The sequence below is a fragment of the Corynebacterium sp. USCH3 genome (assembly GCF_037619475.1).
GTDB lineage: Bacteria > Actinomycetota > Actinomycetes > Mycobacteriales > Mycobacteriaceae > Corynebacterium.
In genome coordinates this window covers 363,384-384,248 of sequence record NZ_JAQPZT010000002.1, presented here as the reverse complement: position 1 = coordinate 384,248, position 20,865 = coordinate 363,384, and the positions used below count along the sequence as shown (strand labels likewise).

21 protein-coding genes are annotated in these 20,865 nt (G+C 66.1%); 17 read left to right on the top strand and 4 right to left on the bottom strand.

The genetic code is table 11. The features are described from left to right. Positions 1-128 precede the first annotated feature (128 nt). From PQI66_RS05105 to PQI66_RS05065, 9 genes are all read left to right on the top strand, one after another. A complete protein-coding gene (locus PQI66_RS05105; protein WP_339996522.1) occupies positions 129-1,346 on the top strand; it encodes a homogentisate 1,2-dioxygenase in 1,218 nt (405 codons plus the stop codon). Further along, the gene (locus PQI66_RS05100; RefSeq protein ID WP_339996520.1) at positions 1,343-2,203 is read left to right on the top strand and encodes a hypothetical protein; all 861 of its coding nucleotides are present in this window, start codon (positions 1,343-1,345) and stop codon (positions 2,201-2,203) included. Before PQI66_RS05105 ends, PQI66_RS05100 begins: the two co-directional genes overlap by 4 nt. A gap of 36 nt (positions 2,204-2,239) precedes the next feature. Further along, on the top strand, positions 2,240-3,466 hold the full coding sequence (locus tag PQI66_RS05095) for a fumarylacetoacetate hydrolase family protein (protein ID WP_339996518.1): 1,227 nt from the start codon (positions 2,240-2,242) through the stop codon (positions 3,464-3,466). Between the two features lie 8 nt (positions 3,467-3,474). Further along, positions 3,475-4,200 carry a CoA transferase subunit A gene (locus PQI66_RS05090; RefSeq protein WP_339996517.1) on the top strand — a complete coding sequence of 242 codons (726 nt, stop codon included), beginning with the start codon at positions 3,475-3,477 and terminating at the stop codon, positions 4,198-4,200. Continuing rightward, positions 4,197-4,847, top strand: coding sequence for a CoA transferase subunit B (locus tag PQI66_RS05085; RefSeq protein WP_339996515.1), 651 nt, complete (start codon positions 4,197-4,199; stop codon positions 4,845-4,847). Before PQI66_RS05090 ends, PQI66_RS05085 begins: the two co-directional genes overlap by 4 nt. A 38-nt stretch (positions 4,848-4,885) precedes the next feature. Beyond that, the gene (locus PQI66_RS05080; RefSeq protein WP_339996513.1) at positions 4,886-5,149 is read left to right on the top strand and encodes an alpha/beta fold hydrolase; all 264 of its coding nucleotides are present in this window, start codon (positions 4,886-4,888) and stop codon (positions 5,147-5,149) included. 48 nt (positions 5,150-5,197) lie between these two features. Then, entirely contained in the window at positions 5,198-5,605 is a 408-nt protein-coding gene (locus tag PQI66_RS05075; protein WP_339996511.1) for an alpha/beta fold hydrolase, read from the top strand. A gap of 74 nt (positions 5,606-5,679) precedes the next feature. Next, positions 5,680-6,309 carry a histidine phosphatase family protein gene (locus PQI66_RS05070; RefSeq protein ID WP_339996510.1) on the top strand — a complete coding sequence of 210 codons (630 nt, stop codon included), beginning with the start codon at positions 5,680-5,682 and terminating at the stop codon, positions 6,307-6,309. A gap of 236 nt (positions 6,310-6,545) precedes the next feature. Further along, a complete protein-coding gene (locus PQI66_RS05065; protein ID WP_339996508.1) occupies positions 6,546-7,346 on the top strand; it encodes a hypothetical protein in 801 nt (266 codons plus the stop codon). A 36-nt stretch (positions 7,347-7,382) separates the two neighbouring features. On the opposite strand, the gene PQI66_RS05060 is transcribed toward PQI66_RS05065, so the two are convergent. The 4 genes from PQI66_RS05060 to PQI66_RS05045 are packed head-to-tail and all read right to left on the bottom strand — an operon-like array spanning position 7,383 to position 11,547. After that, complete coding sequence (locus tag PQI66_RS05060) at positions 7,383-8,000, bottom strand: nucleoside 2-deoxyribosyltransferase (protein WP_339996507.1); 618 nt, start codon at positions 7,998-8,000, stop codon at positions 7,383-7,385. A 3-nt stretch (positions 8,001-8,003) separates the two neighbouring features. Then, a complete protein-coding gene (locus tag PQI66_RS05055; protein WP_339996505.1) occupies positions 8,004-9,614 on the bottom strand; it encodes an ABC transporter permease in 1,611 nt (536 codons plus the stop codon). Continuing rightward, positions 9,611-10,429 carry an ABC transporter ATP-binding protein gene (locus tag PQI66_RS05050; protein ID WP_445227996.1) on the bottom strand — a complete coding sequence of 273 codons (819 nt, stop codon included), beginning with the start codon at positions 10,427-10,429 and terminating at the stop codon, positions 9,611-9,613. Before PQI66_RS05050 ends, PQI66_RS05055 begins: the two co-directional genes overlap by 4 nt. Next, entirely contained in the window at positions 10,426-11,547 is a 1,122-nt protein-coding gene (locus tag PQI66_RS05045; RefSeq protein WP_339996504.1) for an ABC transporter substrate-binding protein, read from the bottom strand. Before PQI66_RS05045 ends, PQI66_RS05050 begins: the two co-directional genes overlap by 4 nt. Positions 11,548-11,662: 115 nt before the next feature. On the opposite strand from PQI66_RS05045, the gene PQI66_RS05040 reads away from it, so the two are divergent. The 8 genes from PQI66_RS05040 (at position 11,663) to PQI66_RS05005 (ending at position 20,858) form a co-directional block, all read left to right on the top strand. Beyond that, positions 11,663-12,649 (top strand): nucleoside hydrolase, encoded by a 987-nt coding sequence (locus PQI66_RS05040; protein WP_339996503.1) that lies wholly within the window; start codon positions 11,663-11,665, stop codon positions 12,647-12,649. A gap of 600 nt (positions 12,650-13,249) precedes the next feature. Then, positions 13,250-14,560, top strand: coding sequence for a histidinol dehydrogenase (hisD, locus tag PQI66_RS05035; RefSeq protein ID WP_339996502.1), 1,311 nt, complete (start codon positions 13,250-13,252; stop codon positions 14,558-14,560). 79 nt (positions 14,561-14,639) lie between these two features. Continuing rightward, a complete protein-coding gene (locus tag PQI66_RS05030; protein WP_339996501.1) occupies positions 14,640-15,938 on the top strand; it encodes an ABC transporter substrate-binding protein in 1,299 nt (432 codons plus the stop codon). Between the two features lie 48 nt (positions 15,939-15,986). Next, positions 15,987-16,859: a carbohydrate ABC transporter permease gene (locus PQI66_RS05025; RefSeq protein ID WP_339996499.1), complete on the top strand. Its 873-nt coding sequence runs from the start codon at positions 15,987-15,989 to the stop codon at positions 16,857-16,859. Beyond that, complete coding sequence (locus tag PQI66_RS05020; protein WP_339996498.1) at positions 16,852-17,778, top strand: carbohydrate ABC transporter permease; 927 nt, start codon at positions 16,852-16,854, stop codon at positions 17,776-17,778. The genes PQI66_RS05025 and PQI66_RS05020 overlap by 8 nt, the downstream gene beginning before the upstream one ends. Before the next feature lie 7 nt (positions 17,779-17,785). Further along, positions 17,786-18,565, top strand: a complete 780-nt coding sequence (locus PQI66_RS05015) for an alpha/beta fold hydrolase (protein ID WP_339996497.1) — start codon at positions 17,786-17,788, stop codon at positions 18,563-18,565. Then, positions 18,550-19,560 carry a nuclear transport factor 2 family protein gene (locus tag PQI66_RS05010; protein ID WP_339996495.1) on the top strand — a complete coding sequence of 337 codons (1,011 nt, stop codon included), beginning with the start codon at positions 18,550-18,552 and terminating at the stop codon, positions 19,558-19,560. Before PQI66_RS05015 ends, PQI66_RS05010 begins: the two co-directional genes overlap by 16 nt. A gap of 98 nt (positions 19,561-19,658) precedes the next feature. Next, the gene (locus tag PQI66_RS05005; protein ID WP_339996493.1) at positions 19,659-20,858 is read left to right on the top strand and encodes a hypothetical protein; all 1,200 of its coding nucleotides are present in this window, start codon (positions 19,659-19,661) and stop codon (positions 20,856-20,858) included. Positions 20,859-20,865: the final 7 nt, after the last annotated feature.

Here is a 20,865-nt window from a genome sequence, read left to right as displayed (position 1 = left end):
ACTGTCTGCCGTGACGGCGGTAACGGGCGCTTGATTCACGGGCGGTGGCTTCTCCGAAAGAAAGTACTTCACAACTTAATCAATATGGTGTACGTTTGCTGTCACAGTCATTTCCTAAGGAGGACAACATGGCTTACTACCGACAGCTCGGGAGCCTCCCGAAGCACCGCCACACCGCACTGCGGAATGACAAGGGCGACCTGGTCTACGAAGAGCTCATGGGAGAGGAGGGGTTCTCCTCCGATTCATCGTTGCTCTACCACACCGGTATCCCCTCGGCGATGGTTGACGCGCGTAGCTGGGACCTCCCCGATCACACCTTGACCCCCAACGACCCGTTGGTCCCTTTGCACCTGAAGTTGCATGACCTCGACGGTGCAGCCAACGGAACCGGACTGGACGCCGTCCGCGGTCGTCGACTGGTGATGGGCAACTCCGATGTCCGCTTGAGCTATGCGCACGTTAACACCACCTCACCGCTGTACAAGAGCGGCCTGGGGGATGAACTCGTCTACGTCGAGCGTGGCTCCGCCCTGGTGGAGACCCAGTTCGGACCGTTGGAGGTTGCGGAAGGCGACTACATCAACATTCCCCGCGCCACGATCCACCGCTGGGTGCTGCGCGACGGCGAGGACGCGCGCCTGTACTTCATCGAGGCGAACAGCCATATCGGTCCACCCCGGAACTTCCTGTCCCGGCACGGGCAGCTCCTCGAACACGCGCCGTACTGTGAGCGCGATCTGCGCGGTCCTGAGAAACTCCAGCTGGCGGAGGAACCCGAGGGCGACGTGGAGCTCTACATCAAGCACCGCGGTAGTGGTCCGTCCGGGATCAGCGGTTCCATCCACGTTCTGCCGACGCATCCCTTTGACGTCATCGGGTGGGACGGTTGTCTTTACCCGTGGGTGTTCAATGTCAACGACTACATGCCGTTGACCGGTAAGGTCCACCAGCCGCCGCCCTCCCACCAGGTGTTCGAGGGGCACAACTTCGTGGTGTGCAACTTCGTCCCGCGCAAGGTCGACTACGCCGAGAACGCGATTCCCGTGCCCTACTATCACTCCAACGTCGACTCCGATGAGGTCATGTTCTACGTGGACGGCGACTATGAGGCACGGAAAGGGTCCGGCATTGCCAGTGGCTCAATCACCCTGCATCCCGGTGGGCACCCGCACGGGCCCCAGCCCGGTGCCACCGAGACATCCATCGGCAAGGAGTACTTCGACGAACTTGCCGTCATGGTCGACACCTTCCAGCCACTGTCACTGGGCGAAGCTGGCGTCGCAGTCGACGACCACAAGTATGCCTCGTCCTGGACCGGCGGACGTTGGCTCGGGGAGCGATGAGAGTGTTCGAGAACTTCATCGACGACGCCGCCGTCTTCCCGCCGGGGCTGGCGTCCCTGCCGGACGCGGTGTACAAACACCTGGAGAACCAGAGGTTGTCGGCGGCCCGTTTCACGGGACCGCTCGTCCTGCCTCTGAAAGACGTTGCTGAAGCGTCGCGGCTTGCCGAAGGCGTGCCCTTCGACGTGTCGGTCGTTGTGCCCGCGGGACGACTCGGCGACGTCATCGCACTTCTGGACACGATGCCCCGCACGACCCGCGTCGCCGCCGTGGAACTCAAGGTGGACTCCGATGGCGACGCCACGTTGGACGGGCAGCTCGCCGCCGCATCCGCTTTCGCCGCCGACCGCGACGGTCTCGCGGTCTGGATCGAGTTGCCGTTCACCCTGGTCGACAGTGACCGTCTGGGGTGGATACGGGACAACGGACTCGGCCTGAAGTTCCGGACCGGCGGAGTCACCCGGTCGCTATACCCGACCCCGGCCGAACTGCTTGCCGTCCTGCACGCCGCAGTTGATGCCGGACTTGAGTTCAAACTCACCGCTGGACTTCACCGCGCGCTGCGGTACTCCGAGCAAGGGGACGGCGAGACGCTCGATCATTTCGGTTTCCTGAACATCGCCGCCGCCGTGGTCGCCCTGCGTGCGGGGGAGTCGGACCGTGCCGAGGTCCTGCTCGGCAGCGACGACGGACCGGATCTTCTCAGCGTGGTGCAGGCCGACGGGGACTGGCGGTCGAGCTTTGTCAGCTTCGGTGCCTGCAGCGTCCTCGAACCTCTGACCACGCTCAATGAACTCGGCGGTGTCGATGACGATGCCCTCGCCGGCCTCGCCGAGCCGGCATCCTCCCACAGCTGAACGGCCGAGAAACCTCCTCTGAAAGGACCACAACCCATGACAACTGCAGCAGAGAAGTTCGCCACCGACGGTTTCGGTACCGCGAATCTCCCGTACGCCTCGGTCACCGTTGACGGACGCACGTACCTCGCGACACGCCTGGGCGACCGGGTCATCGACATCGCAGCGCTCGCCGAGGCCGTCGGTGGACTGGACCCCGAGGTCGTGCAGGCGGTGACCGCCCCGAATCTCGACGGTGTTCTCTCCGGCGGCCCTGACGTGTGGCGTCCCCTCCGGGCGTGGCTCGTCGAGACGATGTCCGCCGAGGGCAGCGACACCGCCGTGGGGGCGTCGAGTGTCGATGTTTCCCACGTGAGCTACAACCTGGCCTTCACCCCGGCCGACTACGTGGACTACTACGCCAGTGAGGACCATGCCACCAACATCGGCAAGATGTTCCGTCCCGATGAGGCGGCGCTGAAGCCGAACTGGAAGCACCTCCCGGTCGGCTACCACGGCCGCTCCGGCACCGTGGTGATCTCCGGGACGGACGTGGTGCGTCCCAAGGGACTACGCCCCGTGCCCGACAGCGCACCCGACTTCGGCCCGTCGAAGCGCCTCGACATCGAGGCGGAGATGGGCTTCGTGTGCACCGGAGCCCCTGCCCGTACCGAAGTCTCGGTCGCGGACGCGGCCGACTATATCTTCGGTGCCTTCCTCTTCAACGACTGGTCGGCCCGCGACATCCAGAATTTCGAGTATGTTCCGCTGGGACCGAACCTCGGCAAGTCTTTTGCCTCCTCGGTGGGCACCTGGGTCGTGCCCTTTGACGCCCTGCGACACGCCCGCGTCGACACTCCGGAACGCGAGTTCGAGCTTGCCGACTACCTGAAGGACGGTGTCGAGGCCGGCGGGCCCTGGGGCCTGGACATTCACCTCGAGGTTGAGGTCGACGGCGAGGTCGTGTCGCGCCCGGAGTACCGACGAATGTACTGGACCGCGCCGCAGATGCTCGCCCACATGACGATCAACGGAGGTTCGCTGCGGCCTGGTGACATGTTCGGCTCCGGTACGGTCTCCGGTCCGGAGAAGAACAGCCGTGGATCGTTCATGGAGCTGTCCTGGGGAGGCAAGGAACCGCTGACACTTCAGGACGGCACGGAAATGGTCTTCCTCCAGGATGGCCAGACCGTGACGATGCGCGCCACCGCCCCCGGTGTCGACGGTCAGACCGTCGACTTCGGGGAGTGCGTCGGAACGATCCGTCCTGCGACAGGGGTGTGACAGCACCGATGGCATGGAAGACAACTGAGGCGACGGCAGCAGAGCTCGTCGCTGAGTACGCCCGCGACGGGATGACTGTCGCGGTGGGAGGCTTCGGCCTGTCCGGGAACCCTTTCGACCTGATCGACGGCCTGCGTGAATCCGGGGCGAAGAACCTCACCATCGTCTCCAACAACATGGGAGTCGACGGTCAGGGCCTCGGCATTCTCCTGGAGAACAACCAGGTAGACAAGGTCATCGCGTCCTACGTCGGGGAGAACAGGCGTTTCGCCGAGCTCTACCTGTCCGGTGAACTCGAGGTCGAGTTCACCCCACAGGGGACGTTGGCCGAACGGCTCCGGGCCGGAGGGGCCGGTATTCCTGCGTTCTACACCGCCACCGGCGTGGGAACACTCGTGGCGGAGGGGAAACCGTCCGCGGAGTTTGACGGACGGACCTACGTCCAGGAACGCGGCATCGTCGCCGACCTCGCGCTGGTCCATGCCGCCCACGGGGACGTGGACGGCAACCTCGTCTACCGCTTGACCGCACAGAACTTCAACCCGTTGTGTGCAGCGTCTGGCACCGTCACCCTTGCCGAGGTCGAGCACCTTGAGCAACGGGGTGCGATCCAGCCGGATACGGTGATGACACCGGGTGTGTTCGTTCAGCGGGTCATCGAGGCAACGCCCAGGGAGAAACCGATCGAGAAGCGCACCGTGCGCTCCCGTGAAGAAAGTGAGGCTACGGCATGAGCTGGACACGGGATGAGATGGCGGCGATAGCCGCCCGTGAACTCAGTGACGGCGACTATGTCAACCTCGGGATCGGGATGCCCACTCTGGTCGCTAACCACGTGCCCGAGGGAGTTCACGTCACCTTGCAGAGCGAGAACGGCATCCTCGGTATGGGGCCCTTCCCGGTGGAGGGCGAGGAGGACGCTGACCTGATCAACGCCGGCAAACAGACCGTGACCCTGGTCCCCGGCGCATCGGTGTTCGATTCGGCGACGAGTTTCGCCATGATCCGTGGCGGTCATGTGAAGGTCGCCGTCCTCGGGGCGATGGAGGTCACCGACACCGGTGACCTCGCCAACTGGATGGTGCCCGGACACATGGTCAAGGGGATGGGCGGGGCGATGGACCTGGTGGCCGGTACACCACGGGTCGTCGTGATGACCACCCACGTCACCCGGGACGGGGTGCCGAAGATCCGCCGGGAATGTTCGTTGCCGCTGACCGGCCTGGGGGTGGTGGACAGGATCATCACCGATCTCGCCTGCTTCGACATCACCCCGGACGGGCTCGCGCTCACCGAGCTTGCACCCGGGGTGAGCGTGGACGACGTCCGGGCGAAGACCGAGGCTGATTTCCGCGTGGAGGCAGGAGTGGAGTACCGGTGAACTCGACAAGAACACGTGGAACAGGTGACCACGCCGTCGTGTGTCTGAACGGATGGTTCGGTCATGCAGGATACTGGGGGCCATGGGAGAACTACCTGGACGGTGACGAGTTCACCTGGGTATTCCCCGACTACAGAGGCTACGGGCGCCAGCAGGGTACGTCCGGCGAATTCACCGTGGACGAGGTCTCGTCGGACATCTGCGAACTGCTCGAGGCTCTTCCGCACTCGAGAATCTCACTGCTTGGACACTCGATGGGTGGTGTGTTCATGCAGCGGGTGCTCGCTGATACTTCTCGCTAGATCGAATCGATGGTGGGGATTTCACCGGTCGGCGCGGCAGGGACTCCGATGCCTCCAGAGCAGCGGGCCCTTTTTGAGTCCGCCGAGTTCGATGTCGGTGCGCGGCAGACGATTATCGACATCACGACAGGCAACAGCCTGTCTCCACGCTTTACCGGAGGACTGGCGGAGGAGACCAGGCACACCTCGGCCGATGCCGCTGTCGGTGGGTACTTCCGAGCGTGGGCCGACGCTGATTTTCTTGATGAACTCGGGAGCCGGGACCTCCCCGTGAAGGCTTTCGTCGGGGCTACGGACCCAGCGGTCACCGTTGACGCGGTCCGATCGAGTTTCGGGAAGACCTACTCGAACCTGGAGTTGGAGGTCCTTCCGAACGTCGGACACTACTCCATGTACGAGTTGCCGCTCAGGCTCGGTGCAAGTGTCGAGAGATTTTTGGTGAGACCTACCGAGTAACTCTCGCCAGCGCTGTGTAGGTCGTGGAGGGCCTGTTTCTGCGGTAGACCACTGCGCAACAGGTGGATGGTTCGGTGACGATCCACCTGACCCGACACGGGGAGACCTGGTTCAATGAACTCGACCGGGTGCAGGGGTGGGCGGACTCGCCGCTCACTTCTGACGGCCAGGATGTGGCCACTCGTCTGGGTGAGGGGATCGAGAGCTCGGGTATGCAGATCGACGCTGCATACTCTGGAGATATGCTCCGGCACCGTCAGACCGCCGAACTGATCCTCGCCGGCATGGGGTCGGACTTGCCGGTGGACTCGAAGTCCGAGCTTCGTGAGATGTCTTTCGGTGGGTGCGAGGGTGACTTCAACAGCGAGTTGACAGACGCGGTCCTCGACCATGCGGGCGTCGACTCGGTGGAGGAACTGGTCGAGAAGGGCTCGGGTAAGTTCGCCAAGCTCGAGATGTCGGAGCATTTCGGTGCGGTGAACCCGAATCCGGACATGCCGACCGAGACCTCGGAGCAGGTGGCGGACAGGGCGCTCGGGGCGCTCGAGGAGATTGCCGTCGAGGAAGCGGGTGAGGGGCACGGTGATGTCCTCGTCGTCTCCAGCGGGCTCACGATCATGTGCGTGCTGGATGGGCTCGGGTATGACGTCACTGACGACACTGGTCTATGTCGACGGGCAGTGGAGTATCGAGGGGGTGAATGACACCTCGCTGACCGACGGGTGACGGCGGTAGGACCGGCCGGGTTGGGCGGGACCCGTCGTGAGGGCCGGTGCCGGGTGGACGGTATCGGCGTCGCCGCCGTGTCCTGCCTACTCAACCTTCCGGAAAGCTGGGCAGTTACTAAGGTGATGATGTCTCTGCGATATGTTGAGCTCACTGATCTGTCGGTGACGGATCGCCGATTTATGCTCCCTCGTCACTACTCAAGGACCGCTCCATGCCTATTGCGAAAGACCCCGGCCCTCCTCCGGCCCACACCCCCGATACTGCGCCTGAACAGGAGACCTGGGGACGGGCGGCTCCCGTGCCGTCGTCGCCGCAGCGTCGACGTTTCAGTGGAGTGCACGTGGCGGCGACCGGCGCAGCTTCTCTGCTCGTCGGTGTACTTGCCACAACCCTCGTGTTCACGCTGACCAGTATCGGTACCGATAATGAGAATGGTTCTGCCGCATCATCATCGGACGACAATGAGGTCCCCGCCTCCGGCTATGAGGCTCCGGTCGCTGAGGGCGATGAGACCGTCAGCGAGGACGACGTCATCAGCGTCGGCGACGGGTTCACGGTGACCACCTGGGACGGCATCGAGATCGAAACGTACCTTCACGGTTTCTCGGTCGACGAGTCCTGCAAGTACGGCGGCGTGGACTCCCGGTTCGCTGAGAAGGCGCCGGGCAGTCGCATCGTGCAGCTCACCATCGACGTGTCCAACCACGGGAACGACTCCTATCTCCTGGACTCGTTGACGGCGTTGACCGGTGAGGGCTACACCCAACCTATCGAGCACGGGTACCGGTACTGCGAAGAGCCGAATGACGGAGCGAACAGATGGATTGGGAGCGAGCGTATCGAGAAAGGTGAGAAGAAACTGCTCTACGGAGCTTTCGAGGTCCAACCCGATGCAGCGCAGCTCGTCCTGGTCACCACCGGTAACGGCAAGGTGCTGATCGACATTCCGGAACACTCGACCGGGTCAGACGCGGACGGAGGCTCACCGGAGCCGACCACCAGCACCGGGTAGGCAGCCGCCCCCAGAACTCGAGCCCAGAGCCCCGACTCACTCCAGCAGGTCAGTGCTGGCCACCTTCACCGCGTCGGCGAAGGTGCCGTTCACCGTCACCGCCGGCACGGCCATCATCAGGTTCACCGCGTAGCCGAAGTTCTCGACGAACGTACCTTCCGGATCCGTCGGACGCTTACCGGCGACCTCGTCGACCGGACCGTAGAACTCCCGCACCCGGTCGACGGCGGTCGCCCCGTCGTCGGAGTAGACGTACAGCTTCTTGCCCAGCGCGTGGGCGTAGCCGAGTTCGAAGCAGGTCCCCGAGTCCGGCTCCGACCCACGGAAGTGGTTCACGTTCGCGATGACCGCGTCCGAGGCACGGATACGCGAGACGTTCTTCTCGAAGATCCACGCCGGGTCCGGCGCGCCACCGGCGGCAGCGGACATTCCGCCGGCACCGCCGGCACCGCCGTCCACCTCGTCATCGACCCCGGCGTCCAGCGGTGCGATCGGCGTCAGGCCGTGCTCCCGGCACAGTCGGCGCATCTCCTCGACCACCGGCGCAGCGTCCGGGAGGAACACCTCCGGACCCGCCAGGTACACCGTGATCTCTGCGCTTTCCTTGGTCCTCGTCGCCATCTCTCGGCTCATCTCCATTCGTCGTTCCGTCATCGTTTACGTCCCCCACCGCTTCCGGGCGGTGTTCTCCAGCAGCGCCGCAATCCCGTAGAGGATCAGCGCGGTCACCGTCACCACCGTCACCGAGGCCCACACCACGTCGGTGTCGGCGCTGCCCACCGCGGTGATTACCACGGAGCCGATGCCCTGACCGGTCGCCAGCCACTCGGCCAGCAACGCCCCGGACAGGGCACCCGGAATGGCGATCCGGACCGCGGCGAAGATCGCCGGCAGACAGGCGGGGATCCGTATCTTCACCAGCTCCCCGGCCCGTCCTGCGCCGTAGGTGCGCACCAGGTCGATCAGCGCCGGAGGCACGTTCTTCAGCGCCGAACCGATGTTCACCAGCGCGGGGAAGAACACGATGATCGCGCCCATCATCGCCACGGTGAACTGACCGCGTCCGAAGATGATGATCAGCACGGGGGCGATCGCGACCAGCGGAACCGACTGGAAGAACAGCGCCAGCGGCATCAGTGCCCGTTCGAGGGTCGGGAAGACCAGGAACAACGATGCCGCGACGACGGCGGCCGCCAGGCCGAGGACGAAGCCCATGCCCGTGTCCAGCAGCGTGCGCCACAACTCGGGCAGCAGGGCCACGAAGTGGTTCTGTCCGTCGGCACTGTCACTGTTGTCGGCGAGATAGCTCACGACCTCGGCCGGGGTACGTCCCACGAACGGGGAGATGCCGAACAGGCGCAGACCGAAGGTCCACACCGCGCCGATGACCACCAGGGACCCGACAACGTCGCCGGTGACGGCCCAGGGGGAGCGCGGGGTGCGTTTCGGCGCGGTGGTCGACACCTCCGTGACACCCCAGCCGAGGCGGCTGACCACCCTCGACAGCAGCGCCATCAGCGCGAACCATGCGCCGGCGAGCAGCGCGGCCGCCAACGCCAGCGCCCAGGTGCGCGAGACGTCCGACGCCTGCTGGGCGTTCAGCAACGCCGGCCCGAGCCCACGGTCGACGCCACCGACGTACTCGCCGAGGATCGCGCCGAGCACCGAGATCGGTGCCGCGACCTTCAGCGCGGTGAGGATCGACGGCACCGCGGCGATGAGCTGCACCTTCATCAGCCGGGTCAGGCGGGACCCGCCGTAGACGTCCACGAGGTCGAGGGAGCGCTGGTCGGCGGCGTCCAGTCCCAGCAGCGTGCCGACGACGGTGGTGAAGAAGATCGCCAGGGCCGAGAGCAGGACCGCGGTGGCCGACGGGTCGCCGCTGGACGGTGCGCCGATCATCAGGTAGATCACCGGGCCCACGGCGATGATCGGCAGGGAGTAGGTGATCACCGCGACCTGCATGACGATCCCGCGCAGCCGGGGGAACAGCAGTGCCAGCACCGACGCGGCGATCGCCAGGCCGACGCCGAGCAGGTAGCCCTGGCCCGCCTCCATGGCGGTGACCTTGAGGTTGACCCAGTAGAAGGTCAGCCCGTCGTCGGCGATACGCGAGACGATCTCGCCGGGGGTGGGGATGGTCTCCAGCGGCCGCAGGACGGTGGCCGCCAGGACCCACCACGCCGCGAGGACGCCGACCAGGACGAGCAGGACGTTGACGGTGCCGCGAGCTCCACGGACTCCGGTGGTTACGCGCGGCCGCGTCACGGTGCCTCCCGGGTTTCGGGCGTGTCCGGAGTGTTCTCGAACGAGAACAGCAGGTCGGAGACGTGGTCGACGATGGCGTGGAACTCCGGGGTCCGCATCATCTCCGGGGTGCGTGGCCGGGGCAGGTCGACCTCGACGATCTCACGGACGGTGCCGGGGCGGGCGCTCATGACCGCGATGGAGTCGGCGAGGAACACCGCCTCGGCGATCCCGTGGGTGACCAGCAGCGTGGTCGACGGGCTCTCGGTCCAGATGCGCTGCAGTTCCAGGTTCATCCGCTGACGCGTCATGTCGTCCAGCGCGCCGAAGGGTTCGTCGAGCAGCAGGACGGACGGGTCGGCGGCCAGGGCGCGGGCGATCGAGACGCGCTGGCGCATGCCGCCGGAGAGCTGACCGGGTTTGGCGTCCTCGAAGCCCTCGAGACGGACCAGGCGGACGAGGTCGGCGAGGACGTCGTCCGGCAGCGGGTCCTTGGCGATCTCGCGCGGGAGCCGGATGTTCGAGGCGACCGAACGCCAGGGGAGCAGGGCGGCGTCCTGGAAGGCGATGCCGAGTTCGTGGCGGCTGCGCAGCTCCTTCGGGGTGAGGTCGTGCACGGTGGCGGTGCCGTCCGTGGGATCCTCCAGCCCGGCGAGGATACGCAGGACGGTGGACTTGCCGCAGCCGGACGGGCCGACGAGGGCCAGGAAGCTGCCGTGGGGGATGTCCAGGCTCACCGCGTCCAGGGCGGTGACCCCTCCGGGGAAGGTCTTGGTGAGGTTGTCGAGGCGGATGCCGCTGGGCGCGGCGGCGCCGGTGGTGTCGGGAGTGGTCACGCTGCGTCCTTCGGGTTGTCGGTGACGGGGCCCCGGAGCTCGGGGTGCTCCTGGTAGACCTCGTCGAGCAGGCTCATGTCGAACAGTTCGTCGGTGGTGACGTCGATGCCGCTGAGACGCAGGGACTCGACGTTCTCGACCATGGCGTCGTCGGTGAGCCGGAACAGTTCACCGGGCAGGGTCTGGTCGTTGTCGATGAACTCGACCTGGGCCTCGGCCTGCAGGAGTTCCTTCTCGGGGTCCAGGCCCAGGTCGGCACCGTAGATGTCGGTGGCCAGTTCCGCCCCGCGCCGGGGGTCGGCGACGGCGTCCCGCCAGCCGCGGATGGAGGCCACGAGGAACTTCTTCAGGTTCTCGCGGTTGTCGTCGATGCTCTCCTGCGACACCGCGTACGCCGCCCCGGCGAAGGGCATGCCGTGGTCTGCGAGGTCCAGGGACACGACGTCGTGGCCGGCGCGCCGCAGGTCGATGAGTTGGTTGGCGGTCAGGCCGTGGAAGCCGTCGACCTCGCCACTGGTCAGGACCGCGGTCTCGCCGGCGGGCACGAAGGTGATGGTGGACGGGTCGATGCCGTTGGCACGGGCGAGGCCCTCCACCATCGACTGGGCGGTTCCCGGGGTCACGGCGATGCGGGCGCCCTCGAGGTCGGCGGGTGTGCGGATCGCGTGGGGGCCGTTCATCGAGATGACGGTGAACGCGTTCCTCGCGTAGATCGCCCCGATGATCTTGATCGGCATGCCCTCGGAGTCGATGGCGTTGGCGGTGCCCAGGGCGGTGGACCCGGCGACGGTGGCGTGGCCGGTCGCCGCGGACTGCTCCACCGCGGTCGGTCCGGCGATCAGGTCGACCTTGGAGAACCCGGCGTCCTCGTAGTAGCCGTCATGGTCGGCGATGTACTCACCGGCGTTCTGCGAGTTCTTCACGAACGCCAGCTGGATGCGCAGGGCGTCGTCGTCGAGCCCGCGCAGCGCGCAGCCGCCCAGCATGAGCGCGGTGACGGTGAGCACGGCAGTGAGGACGGTACGGGGGCGGCGGGTGGCGCCGCGTCGGTGCGTATCGGAGCGGACTGCCACGGTGGAGGCGTCGTCGGCTCCCGGGGGTCTCCGGGGGAACGTCATGGGGTCACTGTACGGGGCGACGTCGACCACGGCATGTCCCGATGCCTCCGTGGGCGATGCCGGGGTCTATCATCAGGCCGTGAATCTCGAACGGACACGAACGGAGAGACGCACTGTGACCGGACCGGCAGGATCCCCGACCCCCGTCTTCCTCGACTGCGACACCGGCATCGACGACGCCCTCGCCCTCGGCTACCTGCTGGCGTCCCCGGCGGCGGAGCTCGTCGGCGTCGGGTCGGTCCACGGCAACGTCAGCGCGTCCGGCGGGGCGGAGAACACCCTGCGACTGCTCGGGATGACCGGCCACGCCGACATCCCGGTCGCCGTCGGCGCGTCCGACCCGTTGACCGGATCCTTCGACGGTGGGGCGGTGCACGTGCACGGCCAGGACGGTGTCGGCGGCACACGGGAGACGCTCCTGCCTGCGACGTCCACCACCGTCGATGCCGTTGATGCCGCTGACCTGCTGCTGCGCCTGTCCCACGAGTACGCGGGGCAGTTGCGGGTTGTCGCGATCGGGCCGTTGACGAACCTGGCGCTGGCGCTGCGGCGTGACCCCGGCATCGTCGACCGGGTCGCCGAGGTGACCGTGATGGGTGGGGCGGCGATGGTGCCCGGCAACATCACACCGCTGGCGGAGGCGAACATCGCGCATGACCCGGAGGCCGCGCAGGAGGTGGTCGCGGCGTCGTGGCCGGTCACCCTCGTGCCGCTGGACACCACGATGGTCAACACCTTCGAGACCGGGGACATCGACTGCCTGCAGGCGTCGACGGCGCCGGTGGTCGCCGCGATCGGGCAGATGCTGGACTTCTACGCCGACTTCTACCAGGGCGTGTTCGGACGACGCTCCTGCGCGCTGCACGACCCGTTGGCCGCCGCCATCGCGGTGGGGGAGGTGGACCTGGTCCGTGCTCCCCGGGTGCCTGTCGAGGTCGACACGACGGACGGTCCGGGCCGGGGACAGACCGTGTGCGATCTGCGTCATCAGCGCGCGGCCGGACCTGAGGGCGTGGACGTCGACGGTGCGACCGTGCGGGTCGTGCTGCAGTCTGCCGAGGGGTTCCCGCGGTTACTCCGGCAGCGTCTGCTCAGCCTGTAGCCCGCCCACGCCCCGCATGTCGGATTGTCGCCCGCCCAGGTAGGGATTCAGGCTGATAGCCTGCCTGGGCGGGCGATGATTCGACACGTCGGGGATGCGACAGGGGCCCGACAGATAGGGGCCCGACAGACAGGGGGGGTCGGTAGCAGCTTCTGCAGGGGGCCGGTAGCCCGTCACGTAGGCGGGCGTCCGCGGCGGGGTTGAGGAGTTCGCCCCGTGTTCCGCGTGGAGGTTGACGTCCTCGAAGAGTCTCCGGGTAGCGGTGTCAGAGGCGTAGATGAGTGAGTAGGCGGTCGTGGACCACCGGCGTCACCACAGTCCTCGACGGAGAGTCCTGCAGCGCCAGAACTCGTTGAATGTATGCGTATGTATCACCTCCTGGCGAGTGAATATTAGATAGGCTGTGCTAAATAGTAGGGGTCGTGGGTCGGTCGGGCGATGTGGGCACGGGATGCGATAGGGCATCGTACGTGCACTTGACCAGGATAAATTCGCGATTCGCGCTGTCTCGGCGTCGCATTCAGTGTGGCATATGTCACAATCAGGGAAATAAGTGAACTAGGTGGTGTTGTTCCCGAAAGGAATCGGTATGCTTCACGTATGCATTTGAACAGCAGCGACAAGAAGCGCATCCCCGGGGTGCTGACCATCCTCAAGGAGCCGGCGGGGGACGATGTCGCCGAGCAGAACAACCCCAAGGTCGTGGAGACGGTGTCATCGATGCTGCTCGACATCGAGCGCAACGGCATGGACGCCGTCCGGCGGTACGCCAGGGACCTCGACGGTTTCGACGGCGACATCGAGGTGTCCACGCAGGAGATGCGCAGAGCCACCGATGAGCTCCCCGACGACCTGCGCGCAGCGCTCGACACCGGTGCCGAGCGCACCGGGACATTCGCCAGAATGCAACGCGAGCGTCTCGTGGACTTCGAGGACGAGGTCATCCCCGGTGTCGTGTGCGGTCAGCGCTACGTCCCGGTCAACAACGTCGGGGCCTACCTTCCCGCCGGGCGGTTCCCGCTGCTGGCCAGTGCATTCATGACGGTGGGGGTCGCGGGTGCCGCAGGAGTGCCGAATGTCGTCGCCTGCACCCCGCCGAGCAGGAACGGGCGGCCCCACCCGGCCGTCCTCTACGCGGCCCACGTCTCAGGAGGCGACCAGGTCTTCGCACTCGGCGGCGTGCAGGCGCTGGCCTCGATGGCCTTCGGGCTGTTGGACGGCAACCCGTCCGACATGGTGGTCGGGGCAGGGAACGCCTTCGTCGCCGAAGCGAAGCGGCAGCTCTACGGCACGGTCGGCATCGACGTGCTCGCAGGACCGTCTGAGGTGGCGGTTCTCGCCGACGCCACCGCAGACGCGGAGATGGTCGCCGCTGACCTCCTCGCCCAGGCGGAGCACGGTCCGCAGTCCCCGGCCTGCCTGATCACCACCGACAAGGCACTCGGCGAGGCGGTCCTGACCGAAGTCAACCGCCAGCTCGACGGACTCGCCACCCGGGAGATCGCCGGTGCCGCCTGGCGGGACTTCGGTTCCGTCTACGTCGTCGAGGACCGTGAGGCGGCGGCGACGGCGATGGACCTGCTGGCACCCGAACACCTCGAGGTGCTGGCGGACGACCTTGACTGGTGGCTCGACCGGCTGACCTGTTACGGATCGCTCTTCCTCGGCCCCTGGTCGACGGTCGCCTACGCAGACAAGGGCATGTCCGGCACCAACCACGTGCTCCCGACGGCCCGCGGCGCCCGGTACACCGAGGGGCTGTCCGTCCTCGGTTTCCTCAAACAACTCACCTACCAGCGCGCGACCAAGGCATCGACCCACGCACAGGCCTCGCCCGTGGTCACCATCGCCGACTTCGAGCAGATGCCCGGCCACCGCGACAGCGCACAGCTGCGACTCGACCGACTGTGACTCCGGCGCCCCGGGCCGGCATGACGGCCGTGCAGGACGCCTCCCTTTCCCTTCCAGAAAGCAGAGAACCATGAAAACGATGAAGTACCTCCAGAGCGGTGCGGCACTGACGATCGCCTCCCTGGCGCTCGCCGCCTGTGGCGCCGGCAGCGACAGCCCCTCGAACAGTGCGGCGACGTCCGCCTGCGACTTCGAGAACCCGTCCTCGCCGACCACCGTCAACGTCCTGGCCTACAACTCCTCGGCCATCGACCCGTACACCAACTCGATGGTCAACAGTTGTTCGAAGGACAACGTCACCGTCAAGCATGAACCCATCGACTTCGCCGGTCAGGTCCAACGCACCCAGGCGACGCTGGGTACCGACAACGGAACCTACGACCTGATCGAGAGCTACGGCTTCGTCATCCCCGGATACGCCGACCAGGACAAGCTCGTCCCGCTGGACGACCTGTTCACCGAGTTCACCGACCAGTACCAGCTCGACGGCATCAGCCAGGACCTCAAGGACCGTCTGAGCTACGACGGCCAGCTGTGGGCCGTCCCGATGCAGGCACAGGCGTTCACCTTCGTCTACCGCAAGGACGTCTTCGACGAACTGGGACTCGAGGTCCCCACCACCTTCGAGGAGATGGAGGAGACGGCCAAGGAGATCCAGGATTCCGGGAAGATGGAGAATCCGCTCGCACTGCCGTGGCTCTCCTCCAGTGACCTGGGCACCGCCTATGTCGCGGCGCTCGGCTCGTTGGGCAAGCAGTACGTCGACGAGGACACCCGCCGCCCGAACTTCGACTCGGACGAATCCCGCCAGGCCCTCGAGGCGATGAAGGCCCTGACCCCGTACATGGATCCGCAGGCGCTGACCTTCGACCAGCCCAAGGTCCAGCAGCAGCTCTTCAACGACCAGGCGGCCATGGCGATCATGTTCTCCGGACGCATGGCCGACCTGCAGGACGAGAACCAGACGTCCTTCAGCGACCAGTTCGCTTTCGCGGCACCGCCCTCGGTGGAGGACGGCGGCAAGCTCTACTCCCAGGTGTCCATCGACGGCTGGTCGATCCCGAAGAACACGAAGGTGGACAACAAACTGCTGTTCAACCTCATCGGGGCATCCGTGTCCGAGGAAGCCTCCGAGGCGTCGATCCCTGACGCCTATCCGGCCAGGGAAGGCATCGCCAACCAGGACAACATGGACTACGCCGACGCCGTGGAGACCGCGATCTCCGAGGCACCGGAACCGCAGCTCGTGCCCTGGGCGGCGGACATGAACAACGAGACCATCAACGTCCTGGCCCAGATCATCTCCGGGCAGAAGGACATCGACGCCGGCATGCGCGAGATGCAGCAGATCGCCGAACGCGTCATGCAGAAGTACTGATCCAGGTCAGAGAGCGACTGCGTACCGAGAAGAAAGGAGTGAACCACAGTGAAGAGACGTGAATTCTGGGTCTTCGTGGCCCCGAGCATCATCGTCATGTTCGGTCTGCTGGTCATCCCGCTGTACAAGACTCTCCGGTGGAGCTTCGAGGAAGTCACCTACGGATCACCGGGATCCTGGGTCGGACTCCAGAACTACACCCACGCACTCACCGACAGCCGGTTCCTCAAGGCCCTCGTGTTCACCACGGGGCTGACCATCACCACCACCGCGGTCGTCGTCGTCCTCGCCTATGTGCTGGCCGTGATGGTCAACCGGCTGACGTGGCCGAGACCGATCGTCCTGGGCATCATGCTCATCCCGTACGTCATCCCGTCCGTCGTCGGCTCCGCCGCCTACTCGTGGCTGTTCGACTCCAACTTCGGCGGCATCGTCAACCTCATCATCTCGAAAGTCACCGGTCTGGACATCCTGTGGTTCACGGACGTGTGGCCCAACCGGCTCCTGCTGGTGTCCAACATCGTCTGGTCCATGCTGCCGTTCGCCATGCTGATGATCCTCGCCGGTCTCCAGGGAGTGTCGAAGGAGGTCGTCGAGGCAGGACGGATGGACGGTGCCAACCTCTTCCAGCGGCACTGGCACATCATCATCCCGAGCATCCGCGGAATCATGGGCTTCGTCCTGCTGATTCTCACGATGGACATCTTCCGGGTCTTCGACCAGTTGATCCCGCTCTCCCCGTCCGCCGCGCAGATCGGCAACGAGTCGGTCATGCTCTACGTCTTCAACATCGCCTTCCGTGAGGGATCACCCCAACTCGGCCTCGGAAGTGCGGTCAACGTGCTGTCGATCATCGTGATCATGATCCTGCTGTACCCCTCGATCAGAGGCATCCTCAAGGAGGCGAGAGGTCGTGACTGACATCGTGACCCCAGACCCGAGACAGAACCCGACAATCACCGACGCGGGCTCCGCCGGCCCGGTCCCGAAGAAACGCCGGAAGTTCCTGGACAAGGGCGAGACCAGCGGATGGCGCGTCGTCGTCATCGGCCTGGTGATGCTGGCGGTCTGCCTGGTCTGCCTGGCACCGTTCCTGTGGACGCTCCTGTCCGTCACCAAGCCGCTGAACATCGCGTTCGCCAATCTGCCGAAGTTCATCTACGAACCGACGATGCAGGCGTTCCAGTCCCTGTGGCAGGGCACGGACTTCTACAAGTACCTCATCAACACCACCATCGTTGCGGTGATATCGACCGTGGTAGCCCTGGTCATCGGCATCCCGGCGGCGTACGCGCTGTCCCGGTTCCCCGGCTGGGTCTCGGTCGTCCTGCTGATCACCGCCCTGGTCTTCCGCGCGCTGCCCCGGCCCGCCGTCGTCCTCCCGCTGTACGAGCTCACCAAGAGCATCGGCATCTACGATTCGATCTGGGCGATCTCGGCCGCGCTGATCGCGATCAACCAGCCTTTCAGCATCTGGTTGCTGCGGAACTTCTTCGCCGAGATCCCCAAGGAACTCGACGAGGCCGCGCTGATGGACGGGTGCAACAGGTTCCAGACCCTCCGGCGGGTGCTCATCCCCATCATGGGGCCGGGCATCCTCACCGCCGGCATCTTCATGTTCCTCTTCGCCTTCCAGGAGTACTTCGCCGCGATCATCCTCACCGACGTCGACTCCAAGACCGTGCCGGTGTTCATCGCCACCCAGTTGGGGCAGACCCTGCCGATGCTGCAGCAGGCGGGCGCGGCGACGATCCTGTTGACCCTGCCCGTGGTCGCGATCGCTTTCCTGGCGCAGAAGTACCTGGTCGCTGGACTGTCGGCCGGATCGGTCAAGGGGTGACGGGACCATGACCACCAGCGCCACTCCGGTCGTGCTCATCGCCGGAATGAACCTCTCGGACAGACTGTGGTCCCGCTGCGAGCTGCCCCCGGGCACGGTCCTGGTGACCCTGCAGGACGACTCCGTGGACGCGGCCGTCGGGCGTCTGCTCGACGAGCTCCCTCCCAGGTTCATCCTCGGCGGGCTCAGCCTCGGCGGCATCGTGGCGATGCACCTGGTGGCACGGGCACCTGACCGGGTGGCGGGCCTGATGCTCATGGCCACCAACGCGAGGTCGCCGACCGCAGAACAACTCGAGGGGTGGGCGGCCACGATCGAGGAACTCGCCGGCGCCCGCCACCGTTCCGCCGGCACCGGCCCGCGCGAGTACCAGGAGTCGATCCTGCCCCTGCTCCTGTCGGACCCGGGTGTCGACGACTGGGCGGCGGTCGTGACCGACAGCGCCGCCGACCTCACCACCGACACCCTGATCAACCAGCTGACGCTCCAGCAGAGCAGGACCGACGCCCGCCCCGGGCTCCGCAGGTGCCACGCACCGACGGTGATCCTCGCCGGGGACAGGGACGCACTGTGCCCCGTCTCGAACCACGAGGAGATCCGGGACGCACTGCCGGAGGTCACCTCCGTCAGCCTCACCGTCCTTCACGGTGTCGGTCACCTGATACCCGTCGAAGCGCCCGGCGCCGTCGCCTCGGCGCTGGACACCCTGCTCCACCACACCCAGACAACCTTGGACCAGCCAACCATGAACCAGACAACCTTGGAAAGGCCATGCACCACACCATGACACTCAAGAAGATCGCCTACGAGCCCTACTCCGACCCCGACGAGTTCATCCGGGAAGTCACCGACCGGATCTGGGTTCAGCGCGACATCGAGCACATCTACGACAACTACGAGGACGACTCGATCGTCCACGGTCCCGGTGGCACCGCCGTCGGCGTGGAACAGGTCGTCCAGGGCACGACGATGCGCATCGCCGCGGTTCCCGACCACATCGGTCTGGCGGAGGACGTGATCTGGGAGGAACGGGACGACAATGCGTTCCTGAGTTCCCACCTGGTCCTCGGGATCGACCACGTCGCGTCCCCCGAGGGGCAGAACATCGTCCGGAGCCGCACGATCGCCAACTGCCTCTACCGCGAAGGACGCATGGTGGAGGAGTGGGTCGTCCGCGATTCGCTGGCCCAGTGCCTCCAGCTGGGCACCGACCCGGCAGAGGCGGCCGCCCGTCTGCCCTATGTCGGCTACTCCGGATCCTTCACCGGGCCGGCTCCCGAGAACCCGCTGGTGGAAGGCGACTCAGGCCCCCGGGAGAACAACTTCCCGGAGGAGTGCCAGATGGTCGTCGACATGATCCACCACGTGTGGTCGCGGAGGAACCTGGCGAAGATGGACGAGTACTTCGACCGCGACGTCATCCTCAACACCGTCGGTGACACGACGGTCGTCCGTCCCAAGGCCTACCAGGAGAACCTCCTGGAGCTGGTCAGCGCCTTCCCCGACTGCACCGTCGAGGTACGGGACATCCAGACCAACGAGGAGACCCGCTACGGCGGCCTCCGCGTCGCGGTGTCGTGGAAGCTCACCGGGCACTACACCGGCGCCCAGCTCTTCGGCCCGTTGACCGGAGAGAAGGTCGACATCCTCGGCGCGTCCCAGTTCCAGATCCACGAGGGTCGGATCGTCCGTGAGGTCCGGATCTTCGACTGGGTGGGCGTGCTCGCACAGATCAACGCAGGACGGGGAGAGGAGGAGTTCCGCTTCGACAACCTCTACTGACGTCCCCCTGACGAACCCCTCCCGACGACAGCAGCCCCCACGACTGCGTTCCGACGACCGACTGACCACAGGAACCCCTGACCCGAAAAGGATCGCACATGTCACGCCCGACCAGCCCGACCCCCTCCGCCGACTCCACCGTCATGACGCCGGAGGACCTCGACGCCCGCCTCATCCGGTTCACCCACTGGGTGCCCTGCAAGGCAGCGTTCATCGACTGCAAGACCCCCGGCTCCGACCGCAAGGACAACTACTCCTTCGTCGGCCCCGGTGTCTCGCAGAGCTCCAACCAGTTCGTCAACCTCGCGACACCGCACGGCTACCAGCTCGGGGCTGCCGGCATGCCCGCGGACGTCTCGAACAACCTCCACCTGCACTTCACGGCCGAGGTCTTCCTCAACCTCGGCGGACGCTTCCGCCTCCGGTGGGGCCCGAACGGTGAGCAGGGCAACTACGTCTCCGAGGACGGTGACGTGATCTCCGTGCCGACCTGGATCTTCCGCGGATTCACCAACATCGGTCCCGACGACGGCATCCTCTACACCGTCCTCGGACGGGACGACACCGGCGGCATCATCTGGGGGCCCAAGGTCCTCGAGGAGGCCGAGGGCTACGGCCTGTACCTCACCCGTGACAATCAGCTGGTGGACACCACCATCGGCGAGGAAGCACCTGCCCCGGACGAGCGCATCACGCCGCTCGACCAGGCGTACCTGGACGACCTGGACGTCTTCTCCCCGGAGGATTTCCGCACCCGCGTGGTGACGAAGGGTGACCGCCGGTACTCGGACCGTCCGTTCCTGTGCTCCGTGCTGCCGGGCGGGCGCGGACGGCTGGCGACGGTCATCGGGTACGGCCTCAGCGAGGACCGCCGGCAGGTGCCCTCCCTGACGGAACCGCACTCGTTCTGCGCTGCGTGGTTGAGCGCCGTGCCGGGAGAGGGGATGTCGACCCACCGCGTCGGCGTGGCGGAGACCGTGACCGTGAAGTCCGGGGCCTGGGACGTCATCCTCAACGACGGTGACGACGAGACCGTGGTCAGTCTCGGTGAACGTGACACGTTGTCGATTCCGGCAGGCGTCTGGCGGGCGTTCCGTTGCACGGCACGCCCGGACGGTAGCGGCGACTCCGCAGCGGCCGATGACGCTGATCTCTTCCTCGTCACCGCCGGTGACCAGCGTGTCGAGATCGACTGGCACCCCCGGGTGGAACAGGCGGCGGCCGACGCCGGGGCTGCACTCGACCCCAACCACTACGTGGCACCCGCGGCCGTCCTGGCCAGTATCGGGCTGCGGTGACGGACTG